At 71.3% G+C, this 17,898-nt stretch carries 14 protein-coding genes and 3 tRNA genes; 9 read left to right on the top strand and 8 right to left on the bottom strand.

Features of this window, described 5'->3' with window-relative positions:
- The first annotated feature begins 2 nt into the window (after positions 1-2).
- The 5 genes from OG504_RS28150 (at position 3) to OG504_RS28170 (ending at position 8,881) form a co-directional block, all read left to right on the top strand.
- Positions 3-2,285 (top strand): DNA polymerase III subunit gamma and tau, encoded by a 2,283-nt coding sequence (locus OG504_RS28150; RefSeq protein WP_405992307.1) that lies wholly within the window; start codon positions 3-5, stop codon positions 2,283-2,285.
- Positions 2,286-2,651: 366 nt separating this feature from the next.
- Positions 2,652-3,905 (top strand): phosphoribosylamine--glycine ligase, encoded by a 1,254-nt coding sequence (gene purD / locus OG504_RS28155; RefSeq protein WP_405992308.1) that lies wholly within the window; start codon positions 2,652-2,654, stop codon positions 3,903-3,905.
- Positions 3,906-4,241: 336 nt separating this feature from the next.
- Complete coding sequence (locus OG504_RS28160; RefSeq protein WP_405996449.1) at positions 4,242-6,146, top strand: hypothetical protein; 1,905 nt, start codon at positions 4,242-4,244, stop codon at positions 6,144-6,146.
- A gap of 233 nt (positions 6,147-6,379) precedes the next feature.
- A complete protein-coding gene (locus OG504_RS28165; RefSeq protein ID WP_405992309.1) occupies positions 6,380-7,891 on the top strand; it encodes a N,N-dimethylformamidase beta subunit family domain-containing protein in 1,512 nt (503 codons plus the stop codon).
- A 90-nt stretch (positions 7,892-7,981) separates the two neighbouring features.
- Positions 7,982-8,881 (top strand): phosphoribosylaminoimidazolesuccinocarboxamide synthase, encoded by a 900-nt coding sequence (locus OG504_RS28170; protein WP_405992310.1) that lies wholly within the window; start codon positions 7,982-7,984, stop codon positions 8,879-8,881.
- 45 nt (positions 8,882-8,926) lie between these two features.
- On the opposite strand, the gene OG504_RS28175 is transcribed toward OG504_RS28170, so the two are convergent.
- Positions 8,927-8,999: transfer RNA gene (locus tag OG504_RS28175), tRNA-Gly, on the bottom strand.
- A gap of 23 nt (positions 9,000-9,022) precedes the next feature.
- The gene (locus OG504_RS28180; RefSeq protein ID WP_327402944.1) at positions 9,023-9,640 is read right to left on the bottom strand and encodes a response regulator transcription factor; all 618 of its coding nucleotides are present in this window, start codon (positions 9,638-9,640) and stop codon (positions 9,023-9,025) included.
- Positions 9,641-9,666: 26 nt separating this feature from the next.
- Here OG504_RS28180 and OG504_RS28185 point away from each other — a divergent pair, with 26 nt between their 5' ends.
- Complete coding sequence (locus OG504_RS28185) at positions 9,667-10,287, top strand: hypothetical protein (RefSeq protein WP_405992311.1); 621 nt, start codon at positions 9,667-9,669, stop codon at positions 10,285-10,287.
- Between the two features lie 14 nt (positions 10,288-10,301).
- On the opposite strand, the gene OG504_RS28190 is transcribed toward OG504_RS28185, so the two are convergent.
- From OG504_RS28190 to OG504_RS28215, 6 genes are all read right to left on the bottom strand, one after another.
- A complete protein-coding gene (locus OG504_RS28190) occupies positions 10,302-11,651 on the bottom strand; it encodes a sensor histidine kinase (protein ID WP_405992312.1) in 1,350 nt (449 codons plus the stop codon).
- Positions 11,633-12,409 (bottom strand): ABC transporter permease, encoded by a 777-nt coding sequence (locus tag OG504_RS28195; RefSeq protein WP_405992313.1) that lies wholly within the window; start codon positions 12,407-12,409, stop codon positions 11,633-11,635. Before OG504_RS28195 ends, OG504_RS28190 begins: the two co-directional genes overlap by 19 nt.
- The gene (locus OG504_RS28200; RefSeq protein ID WP_405992314.1) at positions 12,406-13,344 is read right to left on the bottom strand and encodes an ABC transporter ATP-binding protein; all 939 of its coding nucleotides are present in this window, start codon (positions 13,342-13,344) and stop codon (positions 12,406-12,408) included. The genes OG504_RS28195 and OG504_RS28200 overlap by 4 nt, the downstream gene beginning before the upstream one ends.
- A gap of 152 nt (positions 13,345-13,496) precedes the next feature.
- Positions 13,497-13,572: transfer RNA gene (locus OG504_RS28205), tRNA-Gly, on the bottom strand.
- Positions 13,573-13,655: 83 nt separating this feature from the next.
- A tRNA-Gly gene (locus OG504_RS28210) sits at positions 13,656-13,727 on the bottom strand.
- Positions 13,728-13,863: 136 nt separating this feature from the next.
- Positions 13,864-14,181 carry an Lsr2 family protein gene (locus tag OG504_RS28215; RefSeq protein ID WP_019073805.1) on the bottom strand — a complete coding sequence of 106 codons (318 nt, stop codon included), beginning with the start codon at positions 14,179-14,181 and terminating at the stop codon, positions 13,864-13,866.
- A 382-nt stretch (positions 14,182-14,563) separates the two neighbouring features.
- Between OG504_RS28215 and purS the strand changes: the two genes are divergently transcribed.
- From purS to purL, 3 genes are read left to right on the top strand one after another with little or no spacing between them, the layout of a single operon-like run.
- Positions 14,564-14,827 (top strand): phosphoribosylformylglycinamidine synthase subunit PurS, encoded by a 264-nt coding sequence (gene purS / locus OG504_RS28220; protein WP_015659417.1) that lies wholly within the window; start codon positions 14,564-14,566, stop codon positions 14,825-14,827.
- The gene (gene purQ, locus OG504_RS28225) at positions 14,824-15,504 is read left to right on the top strand and encodes a phosphoribosylformylglycinamidine synthase subunit PurQ (protein ID WP_327402949.1); all 681 of its coding nucleotides are present in this window, start codon (positions 14,824-14,826) and stop codon (positions 15,502-15,504) included. The genes purS and purQ overlap by 4 nt, the downstream gene beginning before the upstream one ends.
- Positions 15,501-17,759 (top strand): phosphoribosylformylglycinamidine synthase subunit PurL, encoded by a 2,259-nt coding sequence (gene purL / locus OG504_RS28230; protein WP_393034197.1) that lies wholly within the window; start codon positions 15,501-15,503, stop codon positions 17,757-17,759. The genes purQ and purL overlap by 4 nt, the downstream gene beginning before the upstream one ends.
- The last annotated feature ends 139 nt before the right edge of the window (positions 17,760-17,898 follow it).

Consider the following 17,898-nt stretch of genomic DNA (forward strand, 5'->3'; position numbering starts at 1 on the left):
GCGTGTCGTCTCTCGCGCTCTACCGTCGCTATCGCCCGGAGTCGTTCGCCGAGGTCATCGGGCAGGAACATGTCACCGACCCGTTGCAGCAGGCGCTGCGGAACAACCGGGTCAATCACGCGTACCTGTTCAGCGGGCCGCGAGGCTGCGGCAAGACCACGAGCGCACGCATCCTGGCCCGTTGTCTGAACTGCGAGAAGGGCCCCACGCCGACCCCCTGCGGGGAATGCCAGTCCTGCCAGGACCTCGCGCGCAACGGCCCGGGATCCATCGACGTCATCGAGATCGACGCCGCGTCGCACGGTGGTGTGGACGACGCCCGTGAGCTGCGCGAGAAGGCGTTCTTCGGGCCCGCGAGCAGCCGTTACAAGATCTACATCATCGACGAGGCCCACATGGTCACGTCGGCCGGCTTCAACGCGCTGCTCAAGGTCGTCGAAGAGCCGCCGGAGCACCTCAAGTTCATCTTCGCGACCACCGAACCCGAGAAGGTCATCGGGACGATCCGGTCGCGGACGCACCACTACCCCTTCCGGCTCGTGCCGCCCAGCACGCTGCGCGAGTACCTCGGGCAGGTCTGCGGGCAGGAGAACATCCCGGTCGAGGAGGGCGTCCTGCCCCTCGTCGTGCGCGCCGGCGCCGGTTCCGTGCGTGACTCCATGTCCGTCATGGACCAGTTGCTCGCGGGCGCCAGCACCGACGGTGTGACATACGCCATGGCGACCTCGCTGCTCGGCTACACCGACGCCTCGCTCCTCGACTCCGTCGTCGAGGCCTTCGCCACCGGTGACGGCGCCGCCGCCTTCGAGGTCGTCGACCGCATCATCGACGGCGGCAACGACCCGCGCCGCTTCGTCGCCGACCTGCTGGAGCGCCTCCGCGACCTGGTGATCCTCGCGGCCGTCCCGGACGCCCTCGACAAGGGCCTCATCGACGCCCCCACCGACGTACTCGAACGCATGCAGGCCCAGGCAGGCACCTTCGGCGCCGCCGAACTCAGCCGCGCCGCCGACCTCGTCAACACCGGCCTGACCGAGATGCGCGGCGCCACCTCCCCCCGCCTCCAACTAGAGCTGATCTGCGCCCGCGTCATGCTCCCCGCCGCCTACGGCGACGAGCAGTCGGTCATGGCCCGCCTCGACCGCCTGGAGCGCGGCGTCAACTTCGCCGGGGGCGGCGGCGCCCCCGCCATGGCCTACGTCCCCGGACCCGACGCCCACCCCCAAGCCCACGCGCAGCCCCCTGCCCAGGCTTACTCACAGCCCCCCGTCCCGCCCGGCGGTGGTGCCGCCGCCGCGCGCGCAGCCGTACGAGGTCCGGGGGCGCCCGGCACCACCCCGGCTCCCGTCGCGACCCCGCCCGCGATGCCGGCGGAGCAGCCCCCCGCGCCCGTCGCCCACGCCCAGCCGGCGGCCCCGCCCACCCCGGAACCCCAACAGCCGCAGCCCCAGGCCCAGCCCGCCGCCGCCACCCCGGGCGCCTGGCCCACCGCCACGGCCGCGGGCAGCGGTCGCCGCCCCGGCGGCTGGCCCACAGCGACCCCGGCGGGCGGCGGCGGACAACCCCCGGCCCCCGCCCACAACACCCCCGCCCCCACCCCCGCACAGGCCCCCGCCTCCCAGGCCGCGGCCCCCATCCAAGCCCCCCCGGCCGGCAGCCTCGACCCCCGCATGCTCTGGCCGAACATCCTGGAAGTGGTGAAGAACCGCCGCCGCTTCACCTGGATCCTGCTGAGCCAGAACGCGCAGGTCACCGGCTTCGACGGCACGACCCTCCAGATCGGCTTCGTCAACGCCGGTGCGCGGGACAACTTCAACAGCAGCGGCAGCGAGGACGTACTGAAGCAGGCGCTGTCCGAGCAGTTCAACGTCCAGTGGAAGATCGACGCGGTCGTAGACCCGTCGGGCGGCGGCACCCCGCCCCCGCAGCCGGGCGGTTCCTACGGCGGTGGTGGTGGCGGTGGCGGCGGAGCAGCGGGCGGCTACGGCGGTGCGCCGTCCGGCGGCTACGGCACCCCGGCCCCCGCCCCACAGGCCCCCCGCCCGGCGTCCTCCCAACCCACACCCGCACCCACGAACCCGACGAACCCACCCTCAGCACAGACCCCCACCCAACCCCCACCCTCCGCCTCTCCCTCCCCAACTCCCGCCCCCCGCACGGTTTCCGCCGAGGACGACACCCCCGAGGACGACGACCCCGACCTCGACGAATCGGCCCTCTCCGGCCACGAACTCATCGTCCGAGAACTGGGAGCCACGGTGATCGAAGAGTTCACCAACGAGTAAGCACCCTCCCCGGTCCACTCCGCCCACCCCAATGCCCCCTCAGGGACGCGGGGCTGTGCAGACATGCGGCTCCACCGCGAGGGCGCGCCCAGCTCGCCGGTCCACTCCGCCCCACCTCACCCCCTTAGGGGCACGGGGCTGTGCAGACATGCGGCTCCACCGCGAGGGCGCGCCCACCCCGCCGGTCCACCCCGCCCACCCCAACCCCCTCAGGGGCGCGAGGAACTGCGCGACCAGCCCCCACCCACCCGCACCCCGCGAACAACCCAAACCACCCACCCCCGACCCGCCCCCAACCCCGCCCCAACCCCGGCCCGAACCCCCACCCCGCCCCGCCCCACCCTCACCGTGACCTAGGCTGACCCCGTGAAGGTCCTCGTCATCGGTACCGGCGCCCGCGAACACGCCCTCTGCCATTCCCTGTCCAACGACCCCAACGTCACCGCCCTGCACTGCGCCCCCGGCAACGCCGGCATCGCCGAGGTGGCCGAGCTGCACCAGGTCGACCCCCTCGACGGCGCAGCCGTAGCCGCGCTGGCGACAGAGCTCGGCGCCGAGCTGGTCGTGGTCGGCCCGGAGGCACCCCTCGTCGCCGGGGTCGCCGACGCCGTACACGAGGCGGGCATCCCGGTCTTCGGCCCCTCCGGTGAAGCCGCGCAGCTGGAAGGCTCCAAGGCCTTCGCCAAGGAAGTGATGGCGGCAGCCGGCGTGCCGACCGCCCGCTCCTACGTCTGCACGACCCCGGAAGAGGTCGACGAGGCCCTCGACGCCTTCGGTGCGCCGTACGTCGTGAAGGACGACGGACTGGCCGCCGGCAAGGGTGTCGTAGTGACTGACGACCTCGACGCGGCGAAGGCGCACGCCAACGCCTGCGAGCGGGTCGTCATCGAGGAGTTCCTCGACGGCCCCGAGGTCTCCCTCTTCGCGATCACCGACGGCGTGACCGTCGTACCGCTCCAGCCCGCGCAGGACTTCAAGCGCGCGCTCGACGGCGACGAGGGTCCGAACACCGGCGGCATGGGCGCGTACTCCCCGCTGCCGTGGGCCGACCCGAAGCTGGTGGACGAGGTCATGCAGACCGTCCTCCAGCCCACCGTCGACGAGATGCGCCGCCGCGGGACTCCCTTCTCCGGCCTCCTCTACGCCGGCCTCGCGATCACCAGCCGCGGCGTCCGGGTCATCGAGTTCAACGCCCGCTTCGGCGACCCGGAGACCCAGGTGGTCCTGGCCCGCCTGAAGACCCCGCTGGCCGGCGTCCTGCTCGCCGCCGCCGACGGCACCCTCGACGACCTGGCCCCCCTGCGCTGGAGCGAGGACGCGGCGGTCACCGTCGTCATCGCCTCGCACAACTACCCCGGCACCCCGCGCACCGGCGACCCGATCACCGGCCTCGACGAGGTGGCCGCGCAGGACGCCCCGCACGCGTACGTGCTGCACGCCGGGACCAGGTACGACGGCGACGACGTCGTCAGCGCGGGCGGCCGCGTCCTCTCCGTCACGGCGACCGGCGCGGACCTCACGCAGGCCCGCGAGCGCGCGTACGCGGCCGTGGCCCGCGTCCGTCTCGACGGTTCCCAGCACCGCACGGACATCGCGGCGAAGGCGGCGGCGGGCGAGTAACCCCAAGCCCTCTAGCGCCCCCGCGCGCCGGTGGACCACACCGATGCACCACACCGGCGGACCGCACCGATAAACCCGACAGGCCCCGAATCCGTCTCACGATTCGGGGCCTGATCCTTGCCCTCTGTCATCCACCTTTCCCCTGAGCCATTCCATCGAGTGACCGATGGCCCAACCGGCTGACGGGGACCGGGGCCCCAACTATGGTGCGGCGCAAGCGTTCCGGCACTTGGCCCACCGGCATTGCGATGTCAGTGGCGGGTGCCACAGTGGGGGAGTGAGCAACGCCAGCAGAGCGGGACAGCACGGAGGGGGCGAGGTCCGGTCGTGACCGGTATGGGTGTGGGTGTGGAGGCGGGCGCGCAGGCGGCGCGTTCCCGGGCGGTGGCCGTGCTGCGGATCCGCAGCCGGGCGCTGGCCGTCGCCCTGTTGCCCGCAGCCGTCGCGGTGATCCTGCTCGTAGGCGGTTCCACCGGCCATCTCGTGGGCCGGGGCTGGGACCTCTCCCGCTGGATCATGGGCGTGGCCGCGGTCGTCGTGCTGCTCGCCGCGGGCGCCATCGCGCTGGTCGTCGCGCGGGCCCGCCCGGCGGTGAGTCCTACGGTCGCGATCGCCGAGGAGTCGGCCCCCGACCTGTATCGCCTGGTGCGCGACCTCGCCGATCGCCTCGACGTCCCCGCGCCGTCCGCGATAGCGCTCACCCCGGACTGCGACAGCTGGCTGGAGGACCGCACCCACCCGGCCCACGGCCCGCCCCCGCAGGAGAACCGCGACGAGATCACCGGCGTACGGGGCCTCACCCCGGGCCGTTCCCGTCGCACGGCCGCCTCGCCCGTCCTCGTCATCGGCTCGCCGTTCCTGTGGTGGATGCGGGTGGGTGAGCTGCGCGCGGTGCTCGCGCCGGTCGTCGCCGGTACGGGACCCTCGGCGCACCCGGACATAGCCGCGGCCCGCCGTTTCGTACGGGGGCTGGACGCGGCGGTGGCCGTGACCTCGGCACCGCGCGGTCCCCTGTTCCGTTCGGTGCTCGCCGGTGTCGGCTGGGTCGCCCGGCTGCTGCTGCGCAGTTGCCGGGGGCACGCGGCCGAGATGGAGCGGGGTGTGGCCGCCGCGGCCGCCGAGCGCGCACAGGCTGTGGACTACGGCCTGCGGATCGTCGCGCAGGAGCAGGTGGGCCTGGCGTACGCGGGCTGGGACCGGCTGCTGACCCGGGTCGCGCTGCCCGCGTGGCGGATGGGGCGCTGGCCGTCCCGGCTGGACGCGGGCGTCGTCGCGGCGCTCACGGAGCTGTCCCGCCGCGACCGCCTGGCCGAGGGCTTCGCCTCCAGGCTCGGCGAGCGCCCCGCCTGTGACCTGCTCGAAGAGCCCGGCACGATCGACGAGGCGACCTCGCTCCTCGCCGCCCGCCTCTTCCACGGCGGCCCCGCCGAGACCGGTCCCGACTGGGCGCCGGTGAGCTGGCAGGAGTACCCGGAGGAGGTCGTCGACCGCAAATGGCGCACCGACGCGGCCCGCCTCCACCGCGTCCTGGACACCCTCGGTGTGCGCCGCGCCCCCGACCCCACCCCGCCGCACCACGACGCCCCGACCCTGGCCCGCGTGGTGGACCACCTGACGGACCCGACGGCGACGGACGGTCGTACGGACGAGCGGTACGGGGAGGTCGACGCCGTAGATCCGTATACGTCGGACGCCACGCTCGGCGACCCGTCCACCCCCGCACAACTGGAAGGCCCGGAGCCGGAGTTGAAACCGGACCCCGACCCCCACTCCCACCCGGCCCCCGATCCCTACAAGGCGATGGCAGCCGACGACGACGAAGAGCTCGGCGAGAACGGCTCGCCCCACAGCGCGGCGCTCGCCGCAGGCCTCACCGCGGAGCTGGCGCGCGAGGAGGCCGCGACCCCGCCGACGAGTTCGGCCCCGTCCGGGCAAGGTCCCGACACCGGGCTCTGGGACGACACCGCGCTCCCCCTCTTCCCGCTCCAACCCCCGCGCACAGGGCGGGAGTTGCTCGCCGATCACGTCACGGCGATGGTGTGCTGCGCCGCGATGGACACCGCCGGCGCGCTGCCCGGCCTGGACTGGCTCGACGGCCCGACGCTGCTCGTCAACGGCGAACGGGCGGCCGACCTCGCCCCCAGGGTGCTCAGCCTCGTGGAGGACGGCGACCCGGCCCCGCTGCGGGCCTGGCTGATCGACCTCGGCATACGCCCGGAGAAGCCGGTACGGCTGGTCTGACACCCGAGCCGCATCACCACGTGAGGGCGCCCTCCCCCCATTGCCCGGCCACCCATGCGTATCGGAACCCCGAGCTCCACTTTTGGTCAATTGGCAACGACCAGTGACAGAGTGCGTGCTTAATGTGATGTGCTGGGGCCGATCCCGTACGCCGTCCCGTCCATGGCAAAGGCTTACGGCATACGACAGTTGAACGAAGGAACACCACGGGGGCACGAGGGAGGGGAGCGACCATGGGGTCGGAGCAGATCCGCCGCTGGGAGTCCGGAGCGCTGGCGCACGCCGTCACGGACCCCTTCGGGCAGGGCCCCGTCCCCTGGCTCCGGGGCAGTGAGACCTACTTCGACGACACCGGCCACGTCGTCCCCTGGTACGTGGACCCGACCCCGGCCCACGCCCCCCGCGCTTCCGGAAGGAACGCCCCCAAGCTCCCCGCCCCACGCGCATCCGGAGGCGGCGGCCCGCGCTCCGCCGACGACGTGCGCCGCCAGATCAAGGGGTTCACCTCCGCCAGCGCGGTCGCCCCCGGCGAGGCCCTCGACTTCCATGTCACGGTCGACCCGCCCCAGGAGTTCGCCGTCGACATCTACCGCATCGGCCACTACGGCGGTGACGGCGCCGCCAAGATCACCACCAGCCCCCGCCTCTCGGGCATCGTCCAGCCCCCGCCGCTCACCGCCGACCGCACGGTCTCCTGCCACCACTGGTGGCTCTCCTGGCGGCTGCAGATCCCGAGCTACTGGAGCATCGGCGCGTACGTGGCCGTCCTCACCACCGCCGACGGCTACCGCTCGCACATCCCGTTCACGGTCCGCGACAGCCACCCCGCCGACCTGCTCCTCCTCCTGCCGGACATCACGTGGCAGGCGTACAACCTCTACCCGGAGGACGGCCACACCGGCGCGAGCCTCTACCACGCCTGGGACGGCGACGGCCGCCTCCTCGGCGAGTCCGAGGCCGCGACGACGGTCTCCTTCGACCGCCCGTACGCGGGCGCGGGCCTGCCCCTCCACGTCGGCCACGCCTACGACTTCATCCGCTGGGCCGAGCGCTACGGCTACGACCTCGCCTACGCCGACGCCCGCGACCTGCACTCCGGGCGCGTGGACCCCACCCGCTACCGGGGGTTGGTCTTCCCGGGCCACGACGAGTACTGGTCGGCACAGATGCGCCGTACCGTCGAACGCGCCCGCGACCACGGCACGTCCCTCGTCTTCCTCTCCGCCAACACCATGTACTGGCAAGTGGAGTTGGGGCCCTCCCCGTCCGGCGTCCCCGACCGCCTCCTCACCTGCCGCAAGCGCCGGGGCCCGGGCAAACCGGTGCTGTGGCGTGAAGTCGACCGCCCGGAACAGCAGTTGGTGGGTATCCAGTACGCGGGCCGGGTGCCCGAGCCGTCCCCCCTGATCGTCCGCAACGCCGACCACTGGCTGTGGGAGGCGACCGGCGCCGGCGAGGGCGACCCGGTCGAGGGCCTGGTCGCGGGCGAGGCCGACCGGTACTTCCCGCGCACCCAGCTGCCCCCGCACGAGGAGCGCATCCTGCTCGCCCACTCCCCGTACGCGGACGGCGAGGGCGCCCTCCGCCACCAGGAGACCTCCCTGTACCGGGCGCCGTCCGGCTCCCTCGTCTTCGCCTCCGGCACCTTCGCCTGGTCTCCGGCCCTGGACCGCCCCGGCCATGTGGACGCCCGTGTCCAGCGGGCCACGGCCAACCTCCTGGACCGCATCTGCAAGCACGACTGACCGCACGTACCGGGCAGACTCACCCCCTGTCCGGATGCGGCCGCGCATACGGGACAATCGAGCCAGTTGGAGAGACCCACTGGAGGAACCGTGTCCGGATTCGTAGAAAAGCCCGAGCCGCTCCAGGTTCCGGGCCTGACGCACCTCCACACCGGCAAGGTGCGCGAGCTGTACCAGAACGAGGCGGGCGAGCTCGTGATGGTCGCCAGCGACCGCATGTCCGCGTACGACTGGGTACTGCCGACGGAGATCCCCGACAAGGGCAGGGTCCTCACGCAGCTCTCCCTCTGGTGGTTCGACCAGCTCGCCGACCTGATCCCCAACCACGTCCTCGGCACCGACCTCCCGCCCGGCGCCCCCGCCGACTGGGAGGGCCGCACGCTGATCTGCAAGTCCCTCCAGATGGTCCCGGTGGAGTGCGTGGCCCGCGGCTACCTCACCGGCTCCGGCCTGGTCGAGTACGACGCCTCCCGCACGGTCTGCGGCCTCGCCCTCCCCGAGGGCCTGGTCGACGGCAGCGAACTCCCCGCTCCGATCTTCACCCCGGCCACCAAGGCGGCCGTAGGGGAGCACGACGAGAACGTGTCGTACGAGGAGGTCGCGCGCCAGGTCGGCGCGGACACCGCCGCGCAGCTGCGCCAGGCGACCCTCGCGGTCTACGGCCGGGCCCGGGACATCGCGCGCGACCGGGGCATCATCCTCGCGGACACGAAGTTCGAGTTCGGCTACGACGGCGAGACACTGATCGCGGCCGACGAGGTCCTCACCCCGGACTCGTCCCGCTTCTGGCCGGCCGAGACCTGGGAGCCGGGCCACGCGCAGCCGTCGTACGACAAGCAGTTCGTGCGCGACTGGCTGACCGGCCCGGAGTCCGGCTGGGACCGCAAGAGCGAGCAGCCGCCGCCGGCGCTTCCGCAGCAGGTGGTGGACGCGACGCGCGCGAAGTACATCGAGGCGTACGAGCGCCTGACGGGCCTGAACTGGAGCTAGGCGCACGAGAAGACCCCGGTCCAGTGGACCGGGGTCTTCGTCTTGAGCGGACGACCAGGTTCGAACTGGCGACCTCAACCTTGGCAAGGTTGCGCTCTACCAACTGAGCTACGTCCGCGCTGCGCCGTGGCGCGAGAGCAACTATACCCAACCTCGCTCGCGTGCGAGACGCACTGCCGCATGACGGTTCTCGGCCCCGAGTTTCGAGACGGCGGAGGAGAGATAGTTCCGCACGGTGCCCTGCGAGAGCGCGGCCCGTTCGGCGATCTCCGCGACCGGCGCCCCGTCGGCGGCCAGTTCCAGCACCTCGGCCTCCCGGGCGGTCAGCGGCGAGTCCCCGGCGGAGATCGCGTCGGCGGCCAACTCGGGGTCGACGTAACGGTTTCCGGCATGCACGGTACGAATGATCTCGGCAAGCCGCTGAGCACTGACGGTCTTGGGCACGAACCCCCGCACTCCCGCCGCAAGCGCCCTCTTGAGATGCCCGGGCCGACCGTGCCCGGTCACGATCAGCACCCGGCACCCCGGCAACTCGGCCCGCAACGATGTGGCCACCTTCACACCGTCCGCCCCCGGCATCTGAAGATCCAGCACAGCCACATCCGGCTCATGCGCCCGAGCCATGGCCAACGCCTCGGGCCCGGTAGCCGCCTCGGCCACCACCACGAGGTCATCCTCCAGCCCGAGCAACGCGGCGAGCGCACCCCGGATGAGGTGCTCGTCATCGGCGAGCAGGAGTCTTACGACGGGGGCGGTCATGGGGTGCTCCTGATCGAGACGGGGAGGTGGCGGGGGCGGCGAAGTGGCCGAATGGTGAGGCGATCTCGCTCGCGGTCGGCAGGGGCTGTACGACGTACCCGGTCACCGGGCATACGGCCCCGCTCATGGCGCGGCGGGGTGGCCGGGGCGATCGTGAGGCGATCTCGCTCGCGGCTGGCAGGGGCTGTCCGACGTACCCGGTCACCGGGCATACGGCCCCGCTCACGGTGCGGCGGGGTGGCCGGGGCGATCGTGAGGCGATCTCGCTCGCGGTCGGCAGGGGCTGTACGACGTACCCGGTCACCGGGCATACGGCCCCGCTCATGGCGCGGCGGGGTGGCCGGGGCGATCGTGAGGCGATCTCGCTCGCGGCTGGCAGGGGCTGTCCGACGTACCCGGTCACCGGGCATACGGCCCCGCTCACGGTGCGGCGGGGTGGCCGGGGCGATCGTGAGGCGATCTCGCTCGCGGTCGGCAGGGGCTGTCCGACGCACCCGGTCACGGGGCATCCCGCTCCGCTCACGGTGCGGCGGGGTGGCGGGCGCGGCCGTGAGGCGATCTCGCTCGCGGCCGGCAGGGGCTGTCCGACGTACCCGGTCACCGGGCATCCCGCCCCGCTCACAGCGCCCGGCACCCGGCGGACGTAGGACGCGCGGCGCGGTCATGAAGCGCCGCTCCCTGTCCCCGTCGCCGAAGGCAACGGCACCGTGGCCACCACCCGGAACCGTTCGCCGTCCACCGCCCCCGCCTCCAACTCCCCGCCCACCGAGGTCAGCCGCTCCCGCAACCCCACGAGGCCCGAGCCGCCCTTGCCGCCACCCCCGTCGTCATCACCGGAGCCGACAGTGCCTCCGCCTCCCTCCGCCACCTTCACCCCGTCGTTCTCCACGGTCAGCACAACCCGCCCCCCGGCCACCCGCACCCCCACCACGCACCGCCCCGCATCCCCGTGCCGCAGCACGTTCGTCGTCGCCTCGCGGACCACCCACCCGAGCGCCGACTGCACCTCGACCGGCAGCCCCGCCGCGTCGCCGGTCACCTCGCACTCGATGCCCGCGGCGGCCAACACGCCCTGGGCGCCTGCCAGTTCGAGCCGGAGGTCGGCCTCGCGGTAGCCCCGTACGACATCGCGTACCTCGCGCTGTGACTCCCGGGCGATCCGCTGGACCTCGATCATCTGCTCCACGGCCTCGGTGCGTCCCCGCCTCGCCAACTGCACCGCCAGCTCGCTCTTCAGCGCGATCACCGACAGGTTGCGGCCCATCACGTCGTGCAGGTCGCGGCCGAACCGGAGCCGTTCCTCGGCGACGGCGAGGCGGGCCCGGGTCTCGCGGGCTTCGTCGAGTTCGTAGACGGCGTCGAGGAGCCAGACGGAGAACGCGGCGGTGAAGGCGAGGCCGCCGCCTCCGAGGAGGACCGCCACCGCGGTGCCGAGCGCGGCCGGCGCGGCCACCTCCAGCGGGAGCTGCGCGACCAGCGTGCCGCCGACCACACCCGCGACCACCGCGAGGACCTGCCGCCGCCCGCGCATCCCGAGCGTCAGCGTGCCCGCGCCGAAGCTCAGCACCCCCACGAAGAGCGTGCTCGCGGCGGCCCGCACCTGGTCGTCACCGGGACCCCGTTCCCGTAGGACCAGCGCGACGACGGCGATCAGCGCGGTCACCGAGCCGAGGAACCACATGAGCCGTACCGGACGCGCGCGCCGACCCCGGGTCCAGTCGAGCGCCCGGGACGCGGTGGTGGAGCAGAGCGCCGCGTGCACGGTCACGACGGTCGCCATCCAGCCCGCGGTATCCACCCCGACCTGCGCGAACAGCGGCAGCCCGATCGACGCGACCTCGATCAGCGCGAAGAAGTGGAAGGACCACCGGGTGTACGTCTCGACCTTCCCGGGCGTGCTCTTCCGCCCCCACCAGCCGCCCGAGCCCTCGCCCGATCCTCCAGGTGTCCGCATCTCTCGGTGCTCCCCGTGCTTGCCGTGCTCCGCGTACTTCAGCGCCGCGGCTCCCACCGGAACCACCGCCGTACAGCAAACACCGCGAGGACGGTCCAGGCCAGCGCGGTCAGAACGGCGCCCAGCGCGTCGTAGCCGGACAGGTCGCCGTTCCAGCCGCCGCTGATCAGCCGGATCGCGGGGGAGAGGGGCAGGAACTGGCAGACGTCCGCGACCCGGTCGGGCAGGAGCTGCAGCGGGATGATGATCCCGGACCCCATCATGGACGCGAACAGCACCGGCAACGCGGTCACCTGCGCGCTCTCCGCCGTCCTGGTCACCGTCGCCGTGAGGGCGGCCAGCGCGGCGGACAGGAATAGGCCGAACAGGAGCCCCAGGACGACGAGTTGGGGCATCGCAGGTGCCCCCGCATCGAGCAGCAGCACGCACGCCACCGCCAGCAGCACGGACTGCACGAACCCGACACACACCGCCGGCAGCGCGGTCCCCGTGAGGATCTCGGCGTCGCCCAGCTCCCCGGTGCGCAACCGCTTGAGGACCAGTTCCTCCCGCCGCGAGACGAAGGCACTCACCAGCGACGAGTACACGGCGAACAGCAATGAGAACCCGATCGCCGCGGTGAGCATCACCGCCCCGACCGTCAGCCCCTCCCCCTTGAGATTCATCTGGTCGACGGCCGGCCGCACGCTGAACGGCAGCGCCAGCGGCACCAGCAGCGCCGTGACCACCGCACTCCGGTTCCGCCCCAGCAACGCCAACTCGGCCCGCCCGAGCGCCCGTAGCCGCCCGGCCGGCGTGGTCGTCACGGCACTCATACGGTCACTCCCTGCTCGCGCGCGATCCCCAGAAACGCCTCTTCCAGCGAGGCCGACCGCACCTCGAGCCGCCGCAGTTCGATCCGCGCCCCCTCGGCCCACACCAACAGCCCGGTGGCCGCCCGCTGCAACTCGTGCGTCTCCAGCCGTACGACCCTCCCCGCCACCTCGTGCCCGACGACCCCCAGCTCACCGAGCGGCGGCAGATCCCCCACGAAATAACCCGAGGGCAGCTCGAACGAGATGCGCGACGGCCGCCCCGCCGTCACCTCGGCCGGTGTCCCGGTGACCGCGATCCGCCCCTCGCTCAGAATCGCGAGCCGGTCGGCGAGCCCCTCCGCCTCCTCCAGGTAGTGCGTGGTCAGCAGCACGGTCGTCCCGCCGTCGCGCAACGCCCGCACCAACTCCCAGGTGTCCCGCCGCCCTTCGGCGTCGAGTCCGGTCGTCGGCTCGTCGAGGAACAGCACCTCGGGCGACCCGAGCAGCGCCAGCGCCAGATCGAGCCGCCGCCGTTCACCCCCGGACAACTGCTTCACCCGTACGTCCGCCCGCCGCGCGAGCCCGACCAGCGCGAGCGCCTCCGCCTCGGGCCGCGCCCCGCTCGTGCAGCCCGCCCACATCCGCGCGGTCTCGGCGACGGTCAGCTCGGACGGAAACCCACCCTCCTGCAACATCACCCCGGTCCGCGGCCGTACGGCGGCCCGCTCGCTGTAGGGATCGTGGCCGAGGACGCGCACCCGCCCGCCGGACGCCGGCGCGAGCCCCTCGAGAAGTTCGACCGTGGACGTCTTGCCCGCGCCGTTGGTGCCCAGGAGCGCGAAGACCTCCCCGCGCCGCACGGAGAAGGTGATCCCCCGCACAGCCTCGAACCCGCCCCCGTACACACGGCGTAGGTCAGTGACCTCAATCACGTGTTCGTGTTCGTTGGTGTCCATGACTTCAGCGTCGCCGCGGCGAGGGCCAGACAGCAGTGCGCGGTGTCATCACTCGGCATGACAAATGTCAGACGGGAACGATCTGTTGACGCGGAGCGGGCGATGGATCGGGCACAGCAAAAACCCCGGTCCACTGGACCGGGGTCTTTCGCTGGAGCGGACGACCAGGTTCGAACTGGCGACCTCAACCTTGGCAAGGTTGCGCTCTACCAACTGAGCTACGTCCGCATTGCCTCCGACCAGCTCTCACTGATCGGCGCGAGCACCAGCCTACCCGATCCACCAGAGTGGTCCGAACGGTGATGCTGCAGAGCGGGTGACAGGAATTGCACACTGCGCCTTCCCCCTGGAAGGGGGATGTTCTGCTACTGAACTACACCCGCATGTACTCCGTGAGCTGGGCCTTTCGGCCTCGCCCCTCGGCGTGCTCCGAACTCTAGCTGACCAGGAGGGGTGCAGCGCAAGTCGGTTGCCCCGAGGGGCCGATGACCGGCAGTCGGCTCATGTCCCGCCGCTGTCCTACTGCGCGGCGGCGAACGCCTCGTAGACCTTCTTGGGGATGCGTCCGCGCGCCGGCACGTCCATCTTGTTCGCCTGCGCCCAGGCCCGGACGGCAGCCGGGTCGGGGGCGACCTCGGTCTGGCGGTAGGCCTTGCCCGACCTCGACCGCTTGCGACCTGCGTCCACGTAGGGCGCGAGCGCCTTACGCAGTTTCTTGGCATTGGCTTGATTCAGGTCGATCTCGTACGACTTGCCGTCGAGCCCGAAGGCGATCGTTTCCGCCGCTTCCGAGCCGTCGATGTCGTCAAAGAGAGTGACCACGACCTTCTGCGCCACGAATATCGGTCCCTTCGTGCGACACCTGAAACCGCACTATCCGCGGGGACGCACGGAGACGTCACGGAGGTGCGGAGATGTCGACTGTCCGCCTGTTATTGGGCAAAGTATCGGCTATTGCCAATTCATTTGTACAGTGCCCGGCAATGCAATGTGAAGCCCGACTAAATCTTCCCGCGTGTCTCCGCGCAATAGGGAACCGGGATCGATCCGGGATCTTTCCCTGAACTTTTCGTGAAGACCCCCACCCGACACCGGATCGTGATGGTCCTCACGTAGATTCCTACAACTCTACTCGCGTAGAAATTTTGTGCAGGTAGTCTGAAGTCACCTGTCGAAGACCCGCAGGAACACGCTCAGCACCACAACACCGGGAGTGCCAGTGGCACGCGTCGTAGTCGACGTCATGCTCAAGCCGGAGATCCTCGACCCCCAGGGCCAGGCGGTCCAGCGTGCGCTGCCACGCCTGGGTTTCGAAGGCATCTCCGACGTACGTCAGGGAAAGCGATTCGAACTGGAAGTTGACGGCCCGGTCGACGAGGCCGCGCTCGCCCGCATCCACGATCTTGCGGAATCCTTCCTCGCCAACACGGTGATCGAGGACTTCACCGTCAAGGTGGAAGAAGTGGCGGAGGCGGCCAAGTGACCGCTCGTATTGGCGTCGTCACTTTCCCCGGCAGCCTGGACGACCGCGACACCCAGCGCGCGATCCGTCTCGCCGGCGCCGAACCGGTAGCCCTCTGGCACAAGGACAAGAACCTCCACCAGGTCGACGCGGTCGTCCTCCCGGGCGGTTTTTCCTACGGCGACTATCTGCGCGCGGGCGCCATCTCCCGTTTCTCGCCGGTGATGGAGACGGTCATCGAGCAGGCGAAGTCGGGACTCCCCGTCCTGGGTATCTGCAACGGCTTCCAGATCCTCACCGAGGCGCACCTCCTCCCCGGCGCGATGCTCGGCAACAACCACCTGCACTTCATCTGCCGTGACCAGAAACTGCGAGTGGAGAACGCGGACACCGCCTGGACCAGCGACTACGTGTCCGGCCAGGAGATCCACATCCCGCTGAAGAACATGGACGGCCGCTACGTCGCCGACGAGCACACGCTCGACGAGCTGGAGGCGGAGGGCCGCGTCGTCTTCCGCTACCTGGACGTGAACCCGAACGGTTCCCTGCGTGACATCGCCGGCATCACGAACGCCGCCGGAAACGTCGTGGGCCTCATGCCGCACCCGGAGCACGCCGTCGAGGCGCTCGTCGGGTCCGGCCGCACCGACGGCCTCCCCTTCTTCACCTCGATCCTCAAGAAGCTGGTCAACGCATGAGCCGGACGCCTCTGGACACGGTCGAGCACGCGGCCGAGACCCCCGACGTCGAGCTGCCCTGGGCCGAACTCGGTCTGAAGAAGGACGAGTACGAGAAGGTCGTGGAGATCCTCGGCCGCCGCCCGACCGGCGCCGAGCTCGCCATGTACTCGGTCATGTGGTCCGAGCACTGCTCGTACAAGTCCTCCAAGGTCCACCTCCGCCAGTTCGGCGAGAAGGCCCCCCAGTCGGACGCCCTCCTCGTCGGCATCGGCGAGAACGCGGGCGTCGTGGACGTCGGCCAGGGCTACGCGGTCACCTTCAAGGTCGAGTCGCACAACCACCCGTCCTACGTCGAGCCCTACCAGGGCGCGGCCACGGGCGTCGGCGGCATCGTGCGCGACATCATCGCGATGGGCGCCCGCCCGGTAGCGGTCGTGGACCCCCTGCGCTTCGGCGCGGCCGACCACCCCGACACCAAGCGCGTCCTCCCGGGCGTCGTCGCGGGCATCGGCGGCTACGGCAACTGCCTGGGCCTGCCCAACATCGGCGGCGAGGTCGTCTTCGACGCCTGCTACCAGGGCAACCCGCTGGTCAACGCCGGCGCCATCGGCGTCATGCGGCACGAGGACATCCACCTCGCGAAGGCGTCCGGCGCGGGCAACAAGGTCATCCTCTACGGCGCCCGCACGGGCGGCGACGGCATCGGCGGCGCGTCGATCCTCGCGTCCGAGACCTTCGACGACGCCAAGCCGTCGAAGCGCCCCGCCGTCCAGGTCGGCGACCCCTTCCAGGAGAAGCTCCTCATCGAGTGCACCCTTGAGGCGTTCGCCGAGAAGCTGGTGGTCGGCATCCAGGACTTGGGAGCGGCCGGACTCTCCTGCGCCACAAGCGAGTTGGCGTCGAACGGCTCCGGCGGCATGACGGTGACGCTCGACGACGTCCCCCTCCGCGACTCGACCCTCTCTCCCGAGGAAATCCTCATGAGCGAGTCGCAGGAACGGATGTGCGCGGTCGTCGAACCGTCGAAGGTCGACCGCTTCCTCGAGATCTGCGAGAAGTGGGACGTCATCGCCACGGTCATCGGTGAGGTGACCGACGGCGACCGCCTCGAGATCTTCTGGCACGGCGGCAAGATCGTGGACGTCGACCCGCGCACGGTCGCGCACGACGGCCCGGTCTACGAGCGCCCGTACGCCCGCCCGTCCTGGCAGGACGCGCTGCAGGCGGACGACGCCAACAAGCTTGCCCGGCCCGGGACTTCGGAGGAACTCAAGTCCCAGGTCCTGGCGCTGGTGTCGTCCCCGAACCAGGCGTCCAAGAAGTGGATCACCTCGCAGTACGACCACTTCGTGCAGGGCAACACGGTGCTGGCGCAGCCCGAGGACTCGGGCATGATCCGCATCGACGAGGAGACCGGCCTCGGGGTCGCCATCGCGACGGACGGCAACGGCCGCTACGCGAAGCTGGACCCGTACGCGGGCGCCCAGTTGGCGCTCTCGGAGGCCTACCGCAACGTGGCGACGACGGGCGCGAAGCCCCTCGCGGTGTCGGACTGCCTGAACTTCGGTTCGCCCGAGGACCCGGCGGTGATGTGGCAGTTCGCGGAGGCGATCCGTGGACTGGCGGACGCCTGCCAGCAGTTGGGCACGCCGGTCACGGGCGGCAACGTCTCCCTCTACAACCAGACGGGCGACGTAGCGATCCACCCGACCCCGGTGGTCGCGGTCCTGGGCGTCATCGACGACGTGGCACGCCGCACCCCGGTCGCCTTCCAGGAAGAGGGCCAGCTCCTCTACCTCCTCGGCGACACGCGTGAGGAGTTCGGCGGTTCGGCCTGGTCGCAGGTGGTCCACGACCACCTCGGCGGCCTGCCCCCGAAGGTCGACCTGGAGCGGGAGCGGCTGCTGGCCGAGATCCTGATCTCCGCGTCCCGCGACGGCATGATCGACTCGGCGCACGACCTGTCCGACGGCGGTCTGATCCAAGCGGTGGTGGAATCGGCCCTGTTGGGCGAGAAGGGCGCACGCCTGATCGTCCCCGACGGCCTGGACGCGTTCACGTTCCTGTTCTCGGAGTCGGCGGGGCGTGCGGTCGTGGCGATCCCGCGCTCGGAGGAACTCCGCTTCAACGACATGTGCGGGGCGCGGGGTCTCCCGGTCACGCGCATCGGTGTCGTCGACGGCAACTCCGTAGAGATCCAGGGCGAGTTCGCACTTTCCCTGGAGGAACTGCGTGAGGCGCACGAGGGGACGATCCCGGCGCTGCTGGCGTAGGTCGTCGTAAGAACACACGCATGTGAAGGCCCTGTCCGGGATCCGGGCAGGGTCTTCGCGCGTGCTAACTTCGACGGCCGTGGACGTGGAACGGGGGAGCGGGAACGTGGAAGTACCGGTGGAGATACGGGAGTTCGTG

The organism is Streptomyces sp. NBC_00986 (assembly GCF_045162565.1).
In the GTDB taxonomy this organism is placed as follows: domain Bacteria; phylum Actinomycetota; class Actinomycetes; order Streptomycetales; family Streptomycetaceae; genus Streptomyces.

Excerpts from the sequence above, each read along its gene's own strand:
- OG504_RS28160 (WP_405996449.1), top strand. The coding sequence starts at position 4,242 with ATGGGTGTGGGTGTGGAGGCGGGCGCGCAGGCGGCGCGTTCCCGGGCG.
- OG504_RS28165 (WP_405992309.1), top strand. The coding sequence starts at position 6,380 with ATGGGGTCGGAGCAGATCCGCCGCTGGGAGTCCGGAGCGCTGGCGCAC.
- OG504_RS28180 (WP_327402944.1), bottom strand. The coding sequence starts at position 9,640 with ATGACCGCCCCCGTCGTAAGACTCCTGCTCGCCGATGACGAGCACCTC.
- OG504_RS28195 (WP_405992313.1), bottom strand. The coding sequence starts at position 12,409 with ATGAGTGCCGTGACGACCACGCCGGCCGGGCGGCTACGGGCGCTCGGG.
- OG504_RS28200 (WP_405992314.1), bottom strand. The coding sequence starts at position 13,344 with ATGGACACCAACGAACACGAACACGTGATTGAGGTCACTGACCTACGC.
- purL (WP_393034197.1), top strand. The coding sequence starts at position 15,501 with ATGAGCCGGACGCCTCTGGACACGGTCGAGCACGCGGCCGAGACCCCC.